Here is a 14075-nt window from a genome sequence, read left to right on the forward strand (position 1 = left end):
TCAGTTCGGGCCGGTCCGGGAGAGGTGGGACACCGCCTCCTTGGTGAACGCTTCGGCGAAGTCACGGAGGAAGGCGAGGACCTGATCGATCTCCCGAGTTGCGGCCCGGTTATCGATGCGGGTGGTGACGCGCAGGTTGCCATGGCGTAGCTCGTAAAGAACCTCCACTCCGGCGGCGTCGAGGTTCTCGGCGCTGGGATGCTGCTTGGGCTCGGCCGGGACTACCGTCTGGAAATAAACCCCTTCGTCCCACCAGCCGCTGACATCCTGTGTCGATATCTGTGGCTTGGATTCCGCGAACTTCCGCAGGGAGATCACCTCTGCCTCGTGGGCTTTCTCGGCATCCTCGTGGTTCGGGTACGTCCGCAGCCTGACGGTGCCGGCCGGATCAAACTCTCCGACCTCGGTACGGAACCGTTCACCGTCGTCGAAGGCCCTGATGGCGCAGCTCAGGTAGACGTCCGTACCCCGGGTGTCGAACTGCACCGTCGGATCGTACGAGGGTTTCAGCTTAAGGCCGAACCGTGCAGCGACCTCCGTCATCTTCATGCGTTCGCACATGTCCGGGCTCGCCTGCCCGTATGTCACACGTGGCTCGGGGGTCTCGGTCGGCTTCGGGCTGGAATCGCATCCGCCGACGAGAAGGCCGGCAGCGGCGACCACCACTGTCGAACCGCGAACGATCTGACAGTGGACTCGGTGCTGCGACTGCCTGCCGACAATCCCGTTCATCGAGCCCTCGGCAAGTGGAAGCTACTGCTGTCCGTGTCGCCGAGTAGCCGGGGCTGCCGGGGCACCAGTCGCCCATCCTTGCCATCCGGCGTGTCCCGGATGAATTCCATCCGCGAGAGGGCATCACTCACCAGTACATGGAGATCCTGATACTGCTCATTTGAGTTCTGGTCGATGAGCGTGATGGCATCGGTCAGGGCGTGCAGCAACTCTTCGGCGGTGCCGCCGGTCAAGGCATGCTGGTCCATCGGGTTTGGCGCTGCGGCGCCTGCTAATGCGGAGGCGCCGGCGCTGGCCATGTCGAGGCTGTTGGCCCATAGGTCCCGGCCTTTTGCCATGGGTACGAACGCGCTGACGATGATCATGGCGTGCTTGGTGGACTGCTCCTGCTGCTTCGCTGCCGCCTGCTGGGGGCGTCGGTGCAACTGTTCCAGGAGCGCTTCGCGGGTGGCGTGCAGCACGTTCATCAGGCTCTGTTGGGTGAGGTCGACGGTGGCGTGCGCGGCCTCTAGGCCGGCGACGAGTGAGGCGAGCATCCGGTGGTGGCTTGCCAGGGTCTGCTCGAAGGGGTTGTAGAAGTTCGTGGCGAAATCCTCGGCCGCGTCACCGGACCAGTTGCCGAGGGTGTGCCGCAGCTTGCCGAAGTCGTGCGGCACGAAGTCTTCCAACCGCGCCAGCGCGTCCCGCACCGGTTGGATGATGTCGTTGAGATAGACAGATCCGGTGGGGTGGGCCAGCGGCTTGACCATCGATCTGATCGATTCGATGTTGTCCGATGCCCACCCTGAGGCCTTCGCCTTGTATTCCTCGACCTGCTTCTGAATTTCTTCGTCGATCGAATCCTGCCAGATCAGACGGGGCGGGAACGGCGGCGGCACGGACCACATACGGCTGAACGAGACCGTCCCGGCGAACTCCACCTTGACCCAGGAACCGGGGGCGCTCCCGAGAGCGGCTATCTCGAGGAATATCTCCAAGGAGCTGGACTCGATGCCGTCCATGTATGCGAACACCTGGTCGATGTAGTGCAGCTCGGCCAGGTAGGTGCCGATCTCGTTGAGGTACTGGTGCATCTGGCGATAGTCGAAGGGGATCGAGGCGTCGACCATGGCGTCTCCCGTCTGGCCAGGTCAGTCAACGATGTTGCGGGGAATGTGACGTACCAGCGGCGGATCGCCGGGGGCCGGGGGATTGGGCGGAGCAAGGGCGGGTTGCTGGTAGTCCGACGCGTGGTAACCGAGAAGCCGGGTGAACTCCTTCGCCGCTGCCTCGTCCGTGGCTGCGTACCGGTCGGCGATGGTGACCAGCGCGGCGCCGACCTCCGACATCCGCAGCGAGGTCAGCCGTAACACGTCCTGTACCTCGGCGCGCAACTCCAGCAGACGCTGCTGCGCCGGGCCGATGCCTCGGTCGGGCAGGTCGAACTGTCCTTCCATCGCCCCGGCCGTCTGGTGCACGAGCACCGTCACGTCGGCATAGGTTCTGGCGATCCGGGGCAGCTCGTTACGGCCGGCCCGGTATAGGTAGTAGAGGTGCGCGCCGAGTTCCCTACCCGAGCCGACGTTGCCGACGTTGCCGTCAGCGCCGCGATACTCCGGCCGCCACCCCGGCTCGGTTGCCTCCATGATCCCGTTAACCCCCGGTTACAGGTGGAATTGCCTTGGAGGTTATAGCACGAAGCGCAACGACTCCGTCACCCTGCAGTCGGGAACCTGTGGATAACCTCATTGCTCGTATCGGCGCTCGATGCTCCGAGCAGGATCCGTCTTCCTGGACGGTGTCCCAGGCTAATTCCTCGCTGCCGATCCGGAAGGTACTAAGTAGGCTTCGAGACCCGCGGGCTGGCCATGGGGCGGTAGCGTGGACAGGCATGGGGGAAGAGGTTCGCGCCGATCCGGTGGAGATCGCCAGGGTAGCGCAGTCCTACCTGGACAATTCGACCGAACTCGCCTCGGCGCTGCGTGCGCTGCGCGCGGACGCCGTGATCTCGCCGGCCGACTTCGGGCAGGTCGGCCCAGCCGGCCAACTCAACGACGCCTACCAGACGGTGGCGGGCAGCGCCGGTACGGCCGTCGAGCGCGTCATCGGTGTGCTGGAGGTCGACAACGAGAGCCTGCTCCAGGTCGCGTTCGCCTATCGGCAGGCCGACGAGCGAGCGGCCGAGCGGCATCGCCGGGAACATCCCAACATCCCGATCTAGGAAGGACTCCTGATGGGCTTTCCACCGGAGGATCGGGAGATCCGGGTCGACGCGGCGCTCTGGGACCTCCAGGCCAACCCGGGCCGGATCGAGAGCGCCGCCTCGGCGTGGCGGCGCTTCGGCAAGGAGAGCGTCGCGGTCGGCGACGACCTGGATGCGGACAGTCGAAAGTTGCTGGGCTCGGAGTGGGCGGGAGCGGCGCGCGACTCCTTCGGTCAGCACCAGTCCAAGGTGTTCGGCAGCCTCGACACGATGGGCAGCCAGGCTGGCCGGCTCGCCTCGGCGCTGGAGGGTGCGGCTGAGCTGCTGCGGTGGTACCAGAACGCGCTCGACGGCGAGCGCGAGCAGATCATGGGCGCCGTGCCGAGCTGGCGCTCGGGCGGCGAGATCGTCTTCCGGTGGAATCAGCCCGCACAGGCTACCGAGGTCAGCAACGCGACCAACCGGGCCCGCACGCTGCGCAAGGAGCTCGACGACGCCCTGAAGGGGAAGCTGAGCGGCTTCTCCGCTGCGGTGTGGGACAGCATCTCGACGCAGTGGGACAGTGTCTCCTCCGGCGCGGCCGACCCGTTCACGCTGCCGGCGGAGGCGACCGGCGTTTCGGTGCTGATGGTCGACGGCCGGGCCGTGGTCAACACGGGTCCGGGCGACGACATCGTCAAGGTGACCCGCGACCCGGAGACCGGTCAGGTGATCGTCGAGGTCAACGGGGTCAAGTACCACTATCCGGAGGGCACGCCGGTGACGATCCGCGCCGGGGACGGCGACGACCGGGTCGAGGTGCCCAAGGGCGCCAACCTGAGCCTCACCCTGCTCGGCGGCGAGGGTGACGACAAGATTTCTGGCGGGGACGGCAACGAGCGGATCATCGGCCTGCACGGCGACGACGAGATCTACGGCGGCGCCGGCAACGACTACGCCTCGGCCGGCTCCGGCCGTGACTACACCGACGGTCAGGGCGGCGACGACCTGCTGTCCGGCGGCCGAGGCAACGACGTCGTCTACGGACTCTCCGGGAACGACAACATCTCCGGAGGCGAGGGCGAGGACTACCTCGAAGGCGCGACCGGCGACGACACCGTGCACGGCGGCGCGGGTCGGGACATCGTCTCCGGCGGCCGGGACAACGACCGGCTCGACGGTGGTTCCGGCGACGACGTGCTCTACGCCGGGCACGGCCGCGACACGATCTCGGGTGGCGGCGGAGCCGACACCGCCTACCGGCAGGACGAGGACCAGGCGTCCGGCGTACGCCAGGACGTGCGGGTCGAGGTGAGCGACGCGGCGCAGTACATCCAGATCGAGGGGTCGCCCGAGTTCCAGGAGCGGGTCCGCGCCGACCTGGACATGATGCGCGCATCCCCGATCGGGCAGCAGATGCTCGCCGAGCTCGACGACATCCACAACGACTCGGCCGCGATCGCCGCCGACTGGCCCGGGCTCGGCGGAATCTCGTACCAGGGAAACCCGCTCGTGATCGTCGAGGCCGACTCCAACACCGCCTCGTACAGAACGAACTGGCATCTGGGTGAGAACTACGAGGTCACCTACAACCCGAGCCGGCTCTCGTCGTCGGACGAGCGGCCGCCGATCGCGGGCCTGTTCCACGAGTTCGCGCACGTCTACGACTACGGGAACAACACGTCCGCTCCGGGCGAGCATGAAGGGCCGGACGATGTCGGGGTGGAGAACGACGAGCGGGAGGCTGTCGGCCTGCCGATCGACGAGGATGACGACCCGAACACGCCCGGCCGGATCGACCCGGACCACCCCTACAGTTACACCGAGAATGCTTTCCGGGACGAGATGGGCTGGCCGAGAAGGACGTCGTACTCTTGATCAAGAAGTTGCTCTTCGCCTGTGGCGCGGCGGTGCTCGCCGTCGTCACGCTGGCCGGCTGTGGCGCGGAGGCCTATGTGGATTTCGAGCCGGAGTGGAAGCCGACCGGCGTAAAGCCGACGGCGAGCTTCGACGCCGAGGTCACACCTCGGGCGGAGGCCCTAGGCGTGCGTTACACGCTGCGCAACCAGGGCGCGGAGCCGATCGTCGCCTATGTCGGGGTTGAGGGGAACGTCGCCTCGCATGCCTACGACGTCTACGTGACCGCCCGAGAGGATGGCACGGTCGAGTTGGCCAAGCGCACCTTCGCCATCCCGCCCGGGGTGGACGCCGACGCGATCGGCACCATCGAGGGCGTGGTTGTCCCACCCGGCGAGGAATTCACCGAGGAGTTCTCGGTTCCGTTGCCACTCGAAGGCCGTCGCCCCTACGTCGCCACGGTCAAGCTCCCGGAACCGGTGCGCGAAGTGGTCTTCTGTCTCGGCGCCGTACTCCAGAGCGAGGCCGCCGCGCCAAAACCCGCCGACGACGGTCGCGGGAAGTATCCGCTGAACGGGCCGCAGCATCTCCTCTGTTCGCCGCCCGCGACGCTGTGATCGGCGCCCGCCCGGCGGACGGGTGGTGTATCGGTGCGGCCGAACAGCCCGCGACAGCGAAGGCGCTCGCCGACGCGCAACGGGACCCTACGGATGACGGGCAGCTTGCGGAACTACGCGCCGCGTTGGCCGCCGCCGCGCTCAACGACAAGGTGTTTGCTACCGAGTTGCACCGCCTTTGGGAGGAGGTCAGGGGGGCGGTGGACGACCGTAACCGAGCCAGCAACACCATCTCCGGCCCCGTGCAGGGGCCGGTGGTACAGGCACCTGACATCCACGGTGGCGTCCGCTTCGGCTCCGACCGCTTGCGCAGCTGACCGCAAAGGATCCTTACGCTGCAATGTGACTTTGCCACGTCAAGCGCTGACCACCAGTGCTGTCGGGTCCGCTATATGCGGTCACTCCGGTGACCCTCCATGAGGACGCCCTGAGTGCGTCTATCGATTGGCTTCCTCTCTTGCCGATGTTCAGTGCGTCCACCCGGCCGCCAATTGCTCCGCCCGCATGGACGGGCACCGCCCGGGAACCTACCGCCCGAGGCGTCGTCTGCTGTGCGTCCGCACGCGCAACTGCCAGGCTGTCGGCGGCCGTCACTGTTAGGCCGGGTACGAACCCTCGCGAGGAAATCTCGAGGCCGTGCCCGATTCTGCTGCCTACACTCGGCCGGGTGATGCAGGGGCGCTTCGTTGACGACGGACGGTGGCTGGCCGGGTTCGCCGGTGAGTTCGTAGTGCGATGCCCGCGGTGCGGCGCGGCGGCGAAGGTCCTGCGGGAATGGTGGACAACTGCTTCGGTCTACCACTGTGGTTGCGGACCCCGTGCGCCGGTCACACGTTGTGGGCCTTCAACCCGCACCACCTCGCTTACCTCAAGGAGTTCCTGCGGGCCGGGCTTCGAGAACGGCACGGCACGGCGAACGCCTCAGTGGTGTCCCGACTGCCCGGCTGGTTCAAACAGGCCAAGCACCGAGGCGAGGCACTGCGCGCGGTGGAGCGTCTTGAACGACTGCTCCTGCCCTGACGTCCGGCGGCCGGCGGTCGCCGGCTGGTTCACCTGGAGGCACGGATCTGCCGCCGAGCGAGCGCGCCGGAAGGCGGGAACTCCTGTCACTCTCCGTGGATGTCCGGCGCAGGCGTCGGCTAGATCCCCGTGCACGCACGTGGCACCCCTCTCTGTCAAGCGCTGGTCGGGAGCGGTGTTCTAGGCTGACTGGTGGCGGGTCCGGGAAGTGACTTCTCCGAAGAGCTGGCCTGGGGATGTGAGCTGGTCACGCTGGAGTCAGTAGTCGTTCCCCGTTGTCCTCCCGGGCCCGTCACCGTGGTCGTGGCGTCGTCGATCATGGGTCGGTAGACGATGTCGGACAGGCGTCGCTTCAGCGCTCGCATCGCTTCCATCGACGTCTTGCCGGCGACTTTCTTCCGGTCGAAGTAGGCGCGACCCTCGGTCGGGTTACGCAGCTGGACGGTGGCCATGATGTGCAGTACCCGGTTGATCTGTCGGTTCCCGGCGCGGGAGAGCCGGTGGTGTACCTGCTCGCCGGAGGACGCGTCGATGGGGGCGGTGCCGTTCCAGGAGGCGAAGTGGGCCCGGTTCGGGAACCGGGTGATGCCGCCGACCTCGACCAGCAGCCGGGCAGCGCCGGACGGTCCGATGCCATGCAGGTCCATCAACGTGGTTCCAGTAGAAGCGACAAGCTCCTTCAGTTCCTTGTCGGCGTCCTTCGTGCGTCGGTAGATCCGTTCGAGGTCGCCGATTAGCTCCGCGGCGACCCGCCGTCGGGCCTTGCCGACCGTGTCTCGGGGCCGGACCGTGGCCAGCAACGCTTTGGCTTGGGCGGCGGACAGGCTCTTCTTCGCCCCACCCGGGATGAGTTCGAGGAGCAGTTGGTGCAGCTGGGACACCATCCGGGTGTGGTCCTCGCCCAAGGAGCGGCGCCGGTCGACCAGGATCCGCAGCAGGGCGAGCTGTTCGTCGTTGACGACCGGGCGAAGCCCGGCCATGCGGGTGCCGACCAGGGCGATGGAGTGGGCGTCGGTGGCGTCGGTCTTGCGGCCCTGACCGGTGGCGAACACCCGCGCCCTGGCCGACAGCTTCGGCGGAACGTCGACGACCCGCTCACCGTCGGCCAACAACCGGTTGGCGATGTGCCGTCCGATGCCCTGACAGCCCTCGATCGCCCAGACCCGGTTCGGCCATTGGTTGGCGTACTTTCTCATCGCCGTGTAGCCGTCGCGGTCGGTGTCGAACCGGCCGCCGCCGACGATGGTCTCGTCGCCGGCCATGACCTCGATCGTTGCCGAGCGCTTGTGCGGGTCCATCCCGATGAGTCCTCACGAACCGTCTCGAGGTCACGCCTGAGCTGACCGGCAATGCGCTCGCGCGGCTGCGGTCCACCGAGCTCCGACATCATGACCGGATCACAACGCAAACGGACATACGCATCGAGGTCGGCCGGCTCCACGTCACGCAGAAGCATCTCGGGAGCCTACCCAGTCCCGCAGCAACCGACCGTGTTACAGAAGCAGTCGCATATTTGCCGCGGACATTGCGCTGCATCGAGCGTGTGACGTGAGGTCGCGGCCGGAGACTTGGGCAGGCGGTGCATCATCGTTACCGCACGAAGGTGAAGATCCGGCCGCTCGCAGGTGGGCTCTCGGGTTGCCCGTGGAACAGGTGCACGCCGACCGAGAACAGCGCGCCCGGTGGCGCGTCGAAGGCCAGCTCGGTGAAGCCCACCCCGGCGAACCAGCGCCGGACCGCCGGGGTCAGGTCGGGATCCCGACGTGTCCGGGTCCAGACCACCGTGGCTCCCGGCGCGCACAGCCTCGGCAGCGAGGCGATCGTTGCTTGGACGTCCTGGTCGCTGATGTTGCCCAGTACACCGACGAGAAGAACCAGGTCGGCCGGGACAACGGTGCGATACGCGGCGAAGTCACCGGCATCGGCACACATGACGGTGATTCCGTCGAGGCCGGCTGTGGCGGTGCGCTCCCGTGCGGCTGCGACGTTGCGCGGATCCTTCTCGATCAACGTCGCATGCACCCGGTAGGCATCCAGACGTCGGGCCACGACACCGACAAGGTCATCGCCCTGGCCCGCGCAAACGCTGACGACCCGCAACCAGGACTCCGGCCGTCCGTCCAGCCAGTCTCCGATGTGGCGCTGCACGAGGCGCAGTCTCCGTGACAACGCTGAGGTGTCGTCGGCGTACGACGAATGCCACTCGTGCCAGTCCGTCATTTCGGCCACCCGACGATGCTGCCATGCTGGATCAGAACCAGGCCGGTCCCGTCCGCTTCACCGCACAGAAGCACGCCACAAAGAAGCGCTACCCTCGGCGAGCCTCGTGAACGCATCGGTACACGGACGTGCCGATGTGAGCGAGTCGGCTATGGCGCATGTCTGTGCGCGGCGAGGCATGCCGATCCGTGCTTCGAGCGAGTGAATCGCCGATTCGGGCGCGTCGAGGCAAGGGCCAAGTGCGGTCGACGTGCAATGCGAACCTCGCCCGACAGGAAGGGGCAAGCCTCGATATGCTCGGTCGCCTCCGGCGACCCCTGCTGCCAGGAGTACCACAGTCCGGCCACCGACCGCCCGACCGAGAAGATCTCCACAGCACACCAACACTTCATCACGCCACCCGGCCCACGGACTCGCCCGGCGGGCCCAATTGTTGCGGTGACCAGTCAGCCCGATTCGCCGCAGTCAGTGACGTCGGCCCGCTTCCGGATCAGGGACGAGTGAACGAGCGGGGATCCGGTGAGCGTGCTACCGGACTTGGCACCCTCCCAGATGAAGTCCGGCGTATAGCTCCCGTAGCCGTCCAACGGGAACAGGCCGTCGTTGGTCATGTGCCACAGCCGGGTGGGATCTCGGAACGCCAGCGACAGCACGAACCTGTTGCCGGGATCCTTCAGACGCCCGGCGGGGGTCGCACGGGCCAGAAGCGCTACGTCCCCTTTCTCGCATGGTCTGAGGTCCTGCTGTTGTCAGAAGAACGCTTCCCCGGATTGCGCGATGGCGAAGATCGCAGCATCTCGGAGCGGGACGGGTGACCTGTTCAGCACCGAAACCGTCGCGACGATGAAGAAGCTGGACGACTGTGGCCTCGCGGACGCGGCGGTGTCGTCGTCGGCGATCCAGAAGGCCACGCGGGAGGCGTAGCGCCGTTCGTACCGCTCGCGGACGGTCTGGTTCAACGTGATCTGGTCACGGTTGACCTGCTGCTGCGCTCGTACACGTCGATTTTGTACGCGATCAGGTCCAGGCACGCCGTGAGCCCGTCAACCTTGGCGGCCACCTGCGCCTGTTGGGCGCGGAGCACGTCGAGGCGGGCGGTTTCGTTGCCGTTGCCCTGCCGGAGCAGGCCGACATAGCGGCGGATCGTCTCCAGTGGCATGCCGGAGGCCCGCAGGTGGGTGCAGACCCGCAACCATTCGAGGTCCGAGGGGCCGTACATCCGGTACCCGGTGGCAGAGCGCCGGATCTGGCCGGGCAGCAGTCCTTCCGCTCGTAGAAGCGGAGCGTGTGCACGCTCAGGCCGGTCCGTTCGGCGACCTGGCCGATGCTCAGTTCCTGGGCGCCGTCGGGCACCCGTTCACGGTACCCGGACTTGACCTAGAGTCCGCTCCAATCTCTACGGTTCCGGGTCATAACTGATTCTCCTGTTGCCCTGATCACGGGCGGCTCCAGCGGTATCGGCGCCGCGACCGCCCGCCGGTTGCTCCGCGAGGGTTACCGGGTCACCGTGACCGGACGCGACCGGGACCGCCTGGCGCGGTTCGCCGTCGCGCTCGACGAACCGGCGGAGCTGCTGACCGTCGTCGCGGATGCCGCCGAGTACGACGCGGTCGTGGCGGCCGTCGACACCACGGTCGGCGCGTTCGGGCGGTTGGACGTCGCGATCGCCAACGCCGGTTTCGGCACGCACGACACGGTCGCCGACGGGAACCCCGCCGGCTGGCGCGACATGGTACTGACCAACGTCCTCGGCCCCGCGCTGCTGATCCGGGCCACCGTCGCCCACCCACCTCGGGCCAGCCGTGGCCGGATCATCCTGGTGGGGAGTGTCGCCGGTGTGGTGCACACCCCCGGCAACATCTACGGGGCGACGAAGTGGGCGGTGACCGGCCTGGCCGAAAACACCAGGCGGATGGTGACCGCAGACGGCGTGGGGTTGACCCTGATCGCTCCCGGTGTCGTGCACACCGACTTCTGGCAGCCGGCGAGCGGTGTCCCTGGCCGGCCGTCGCTGACGGCCGACCAGATCGCCGAGGCGATCGCCTGGACGGTCAGCCAGCCGGCCGGCGTCGACGTGAACACCGTGACCCTGCGACCGGTCGGCCAGGCCGTCCGAACCGCCCCCGCCTCGCTCGCCGTCAGGTGAGCCGGCCGGCTCCCGGTCCGGTAGTCGAGGTGAAGAGGCGAACCGTTGTTGTCGGTGCCCCTGGCTAAGCTGACGCGGTGATCGGCACGACATCCGCTAAGGTGAATCTCTGGCGCCCGCCGGCGCTTGACGACGGGGTCGCCGCCGCCTACCTGCGCCGGCTGGGTCTCGACCCAACCACCGAGCGAGCGGAGCGGCCGTCGGTGGCGCAACTGCACCGGCTGCATGCCGCGCACGTCGAGCGGGTGCCGTACGAGACCGTCTGGATCGCCCTCGGCGAGCGTCGGGAGATCGATCCGGTCGCGGCAGCGGATCACCTGGTGGCCGGGCGTGGCGGCTACTGCTTCCAGCTCAACGGGGCCTTCTCGGCGCTGCTGACCACCCTCGGCTATCCGGTGACCTGGCACCGGGCCGGCGTGCAGGGCCAGCCCGGCGACCCGGCCGGGGACAGCGGCAACCATCTCGCGTTGACCACGGTCCTCGACGGTCGGGGCTGGTGGCTGGACACCGGACTGGGCGACGGGCCGCTCGACCCGGTGCCGCTGCTGGCCGGGGCCTTCGGCCCGGACGACCGGTTCCGGCTGCGGCCGTCGGACTCGGTGCCGGGCGGCTGGCGGTTCGACCACGAGCCCGGCGGCGCGTTCGTCGGGATGGATTTTTCGGTGACCGCGACCGGGCCGACCGACCTGCTGGACAAGCACATCGAGGTCTCCACCTCGCCGACGTCCGGAATGGTGCGGGTGGTGACGGTGCAGCACCGGACCCAGGCCGGTGTCCGGATCATCCGTGGCCGGATGTTCTCCGAGCGGCCGGTGGCCGGCTCCGCGACGGTCCGGCAGCTTTCCGGGTACGCCGAATGGCGCGCCCTGCTGCGGGAGGTGTTCCGACTGCCGCTCGACGACGTACCGGAGGAGCGGTTGCGGGCGGTGTGGCAGCGGATCGAGGCGGACCATGCCGCATGGGAACGCGACCGCCAAGCCTGAAGTCGCCGTGCTGACCCCACCGCCGGGGGCGTCGCCGGGGCAGGGTTTCACACGTCAGCCGATCCGTTCGGCTCCGCCCCCCGGGGTGACGGTGAAGCTGGACGGGGCACGGAAGCCGCGCCGGGCGTACGACTCGGCCACCGTCGACGCCACCGTCTCGGCGGCAGCCGCGTCGACCAGCGCGAGTACGCAGCCACCGAACCCGCCCCCGGTCATCCGGGCCCCGTACGCCCCGGCGGTCAGGGCCGTCTCGACCGCGGTGTCCACCTCCGGGACGGTGATCTCGAAGTCGTCCCGCATCGAGGCGTGTGAGGCGGTCAGCAGTGGCCCGATCTCGGCGAGCCGGCCGGCGTGCAGCAGTTCGACCGTCTCCAGTACCCGCTGGTTCTCGGTGACGACGTGTCGCACCCGGCGGCGTACCGTCTCGTCGTCGAGCTGGGCCAGCGCGGCGTCGAGCCGGTCGACGGTGACGTCCCGCAGCGCCGGCACGCCGAGAGCGGCGGCGGCTGACTCGCAGGCGGCGCGGCGGGCCGCGTACTCGCCACCGGCGTGCCGGTGCGGCGCGTTGCTGTCGATGACCAGGATGGCGAGCCCGGCGGCGTCGAGGTCGAACGGCACCTGCTCGACGGCGAGGGTCCGGCAGTCCAGGAAGAGCGCGTGCCCCGGGCGGCAGCGCAGCGAAGCGGACTGGTCCATGATGCCGCACGGCACCCCGGCGTAGTCGTTCTCGGCCCGCTGCGCCAGCGCCGGCCGGTCGGCCAGCGGCAGGTCGAGTTCGCCGAGGTCGGCCAGGGCGGTGAGTACGGCGGACTCCAGCGCCGCCGAGGAGGAGAGTCCGGCCCCGAGCGGTACGTCGGAGGCGATCGCCAGCCGGGCCACCGGTACGTCGTGTCCGGCCTCGCGCAGCGCCCAGACGACCCCGGCGACGTACGCCCCCCAGCCGGTGACCCGGCCCGGTTCGGCGGCGTCGGCCCGGCCGAACGAGATCCGTGCACCGGCCTGCTCGGACCAGACCGTCCAGCGTCGCCCCCGCTCGGGGGCGGCGGCGACGACGGTGCGCTGCGGCAGCGCGAACGGCAGCACGAAGCCGTCGTTGTAGTCGGTGTGCTCGCCGATCAGGTTGACCCGACCGGGTGCGGCCCAGACTCCGGCGGGGCGCTCGCCGCCGTACTCGGTGGAAAAGCCGGCGGTGGCGCGTTCGGTGACCGGCCCGACCGGCCGGTCCGGGTGACTGGTCGTGGTCTGTCGATGGGTGGTGTCGGGAGTGCCGGTCACGACGCCGCTCCGCCGAGGATCTGCTCCCGGTAGAACGTCCAGGCGTCGGCGACGATCTCCGGCAGGGCCGGCTTGGCCGGGATCCAGCCGAGGTCGGCCCGGGCCCGCTCGGCGGAGGCGACCAGCGCGGCCGGGTCGCCGGGGCGGCGCGGAGCGGTCTCCACGGGTACCGGATGCCCGGTCACCTCGCGGACCGCCTCCACCACCTGGCGGTTGGAGAAGCCGCAGCCGTTGCCGAGGTTGAAGACCTGGTGCGCGCCGGGCTTGGCGGCATCGAGGGCGAGCAGATGTGCCCGGGCCAGGTCCTCGACGTGGATGTAGTCCCGGACGCAGGTGCCGTCCTCGGTCGGGTAGTCGTCGCCGAAGAGTTGCAGCTTCTCCCGACGGCCGGCGGCCACCTGGAGGGCGATCGGGATCAGGTGGGTTTCCGGCTCGTGCCGCTCGCCGAGCGCCACCCCGTCCCGCAGGTAGGCCCCGGCGACGTTGAAGTAGCGCAGCGACACCGCAGCCAGCCCGTGCGCGGTGGCCATCGAGGTGAGCGCCAGGTCGACGGCGAGCTTGGTGGCGCCGTACGTGCTGGTCGGCAGCGGGGTGCTGGTCTCCCTGATCGGCGTCTCGGTCGGGTTGCCGTAGACGGCTGCGGTGGAGGAGAAGACGAACCGGGGTACGCCGGCGATCCGGGCGGCGTCGAGCAGCGCCAGTGAGCCGACCGTGTTGACCCGCCAGTAGAGCTCCGGCCTGGCCATCGACTCCCCGGCCGCGATCAGCGCGGCGAAGTGCAGCACGCCGTCGAAGCCGGCGTCGGGGGTGAGCACTCCGGCGACGTCGGCGACGTCCGCCCGGACGAAGGCGGCCTCCGGGGCCAGCGCCTCGGCGTGCCCGGTACGCAGGTCGTCCAGGACCACCACCTGGTGCCCGGCGTCGAGCAGCAGCCGGGTGACGACGCTGCCGACGTAACCGGCACCCCCGGTGACGAGCAGTTTCACGGCTGTGCCCTTTCTGCTTCGGTACGACTTCGACGCCGAGCCCTCAGCATTCCACCATGTTCTGTCAATTCTGCACAG

16 protein-coding genes and 1 pseudogene are annotated in these 14075 nt (G+C 68.7%); 7 read left to right on the forward strand and 10 right to left on the reverse strand.

All coding sequences use genetic code 11. From position 1 onward, the window contains the following. The 3 genes from ABNF97_RS06685 to ABNF97_RS06695 are packed head-to-tail and all read right to left on the reverse strand — an operon-like array spanning position 1 to position 2357. Positions 1-732: a hypothetical protein gene (locus ABNF97_RS06685; protein WP_130465047.1), complete on the reverse strand. Its 732-nt coding sequence runs from the start codon at positions 730-732 to the stop codon at positions 1-3. Continuing rightward, positions 729-1841, reverse strand: coding sequence for a hypothetical protein (locus tag ABNF97_RS06690; protein WP_349337966.1), 1113 nt, complete (start codon positions 1839-1841; stop codon positions 729-731). Before ABNF97_RS06690 ends, ABNF97_RS06685 begins: the two co-directional genes overlap by 4 nt. 21 nt (positions 1842-1862) lie before the next feature. Then, complete coding sequence (locus tag ABNF97_RS06695) at positions 1863-2357, reverse strand: hypothetical protein (protein WP_349337967.1); 495 nt, start codon at positions 2355-2357, stop codon at positions 1863-1865. 245 nt (positions 2358-2602) lie between these two features. Between ABNF97_RS06695 and ABNF97_RS06700 the strand changes: the two genes are divergently transcribed. From ABNF97_RS06700 to ABNF97_RS06720, 5 genes are all read left to right on the forward strand, one after another. Further along, complete coding sequence (locus tag ABNF97_RS06700; RefSeq protein ID WP_349337968.1) at positions 2603-2932, forward strand: WXG100 family type VII secretion target; 330 nt, start codon at positions 2603-2605, stop codon at positions 2930-2932. Between the two features lie 12 nt (positions 2933-2944). Beyond that, a complete protein-coding gene (locus tag ABNF97_RS06705) occupies positions 2945-4771 on the forward strand; it encodes a M91 family zinc metallopeptidase (protein ID WP_349337969.1) in 1827 nt (608 codons plus the stop codon). Next, a complete protein-coding gene (locus ABNF97_RS06710; RefSeq protein ID WP_349337970.1) occupies positions 4768-5367 on the forward strand; it encodes a hypothetical protein in 600 nt (199 codons plus the stop codon). The genes ABNF97_RS06705 and ABNF97_RS06710 overlap by 4 nt, the downstream gene beginning before the upstream one ends. Next, the gene (locus ABNF97_RS06715; RefSeq protein ID WP_349337971.1) at positions 5364-5684 is read left to right on the forward strand and encodes a hypothetical protein; all 321 of its coding nucleotides are present in this window, start codon (positions 5364-5366) and stop codon (positions 5682-5684) included. Before ABNF97_RS06710 ends, ABNF97_RS06715 begins: the two co-directional genes overlap by 4 nt. A 457-nt stretch (positions 5685-6141) precedes the next feature. Further along, positions 6142-6387, forward strand: coding sequence for a hypothetical protein (locus ABNF97_RS06720; RefSeq protein ID WP_349337972.1), 246 nt, complete (start codon positions 6142-6144; stop codon positions 6385-6387). 155 nt (positions 6388-6542) lie between these two features. Here ABNF97_RS06720 and ABNF97_RS06725 read toward each other — a convergent pair whose 3' ends face one another. The 5 genes and pseudogenes from ABNF97_RS06725 to ABNF97_RS06745 all read right to left on the reverse strand — a co-directional run bounded on the left by ABNF97_RS06725 (position 6543) and on the right by ABNF97_RS06745 (position 9960). Beyond that, on the reverse strand, positions 6543-7685 hold the full coding sequence (locus ABNF97_RS06725; protein WP_349337973.1) for an IS110 family RNA-guided transposase: 1143 nt from the start codon (positions 7683-7685) through the stop codon (positions 6543-6545). A gap of 292 nt (positions 7686-7977) precedes the next feature. Beyond that, positions 7978-8487, reverse strand: a complete 510-nt coding sequence (locus ABNF97_RS06730; RefSeq protein ID WP_349337974.1) for a methyltransferase domain-containing protein — start codon at positions 8485-8487, stop codon at positions 7978-7980. 566 nt (positions 8488-9053) lie between these two features. Further along, the gene (locus tag ABNF97_RS06735; RefSeq protein ID WP_349337975.1) at positions 9054-9218 is read right to left on the reverse strand and encodes a hypothetical protein; all 165 of its coding nucleotides are present in this window, start codon (positions 9216-9218) and stop codon (positions 9054-9056) included. Between the two features lie 138 nt (positions 9219-9356). Further along, on the reverse strand, positions 9357-9566 hold the full coding sequence (locus tag ABNF97_RS06740; protein ID WP_349337976.1) for a dynein light chain family protein: 210 nt from the start codon (positions 9564-9566) through the stop codon (positions 9357-9359). Further along, a pseudogene (locus ABNF97_RS06745) lies at positions 9563-9960 on the reverse strand (MerR family transcriptional regulator). The gene ABNF97_RS06740 and the pseudogene ABNF97_RS06745 overlap by 4 nt, the downstream one beginning before the upstream one ends. Before the next feature lie 82 nt (positions 9961-10042). Between ABNF97_RS06745 and ABNF97_RS06750 the strand changes: the two are divergent. Then, positions 10043-10753 (forward strand): SDR family oxidoreductase, encoded by a 711-nt coding sequence (locus ABNF97_RS06750; RefSeq protein WP_349338059.1) that lies wholly within the window; start codon positions 10043-10045, stop codon positions 10751-10753. Positions 10754-10854: 101 nt separating this feature from the next. Next, complete coding sequence (locus ABNF97_RS06755; RefSeq protein WP_349337977.1) at positions 10855-11736, forward strand: arylamine N-acetyltransferase family protein; 882 nt, start codon at positions 10855-10857, stop codon at positions 11734-11736. Between the two features lie 54 nt (positions 11737-11790). Here the strand turns inward: ABNF97_RS06755 and galK are convergent, their stop codons facing one another. Together galK and galE are read right to left on the reverse strand one after the other, a co-directional pair. Further along, entirely contained in the window at positions 11791-13011 is a 1221-nt protein-coding gene (galK, locus tag ABNF97_RS06760; protein ID WP_349337978.1) for a galactokinase, read from the reverse strand. Beyond that, the gene (gene galE / locus ABNF97_RS06765) at positions 13008-13997 is read right to left on the reverse strand and encodes a UDP-glucose 4-epimerase GalE (RefSeq protein WP_349337979.1); all 990 of its coding nucleotides are present in this window, start codon (positions 13995-13997) and stop codon (positions 13008-13010) included. The genes galK and galE overlap by 4 nt, the downstream gene beginning before the upstream one ends. Positions 13998-14075 lie beyond the last annotated feature (78 nt).

Origin of the sequence: Plantactinospora sp. B6F1, assembly GCF_040120695.1 — a bacterium.
GTDB lineage: Bacteria > Actinomycetota > Actinomycetes > Mycobacteriales > Micromonosporaceae > Plantactinospora.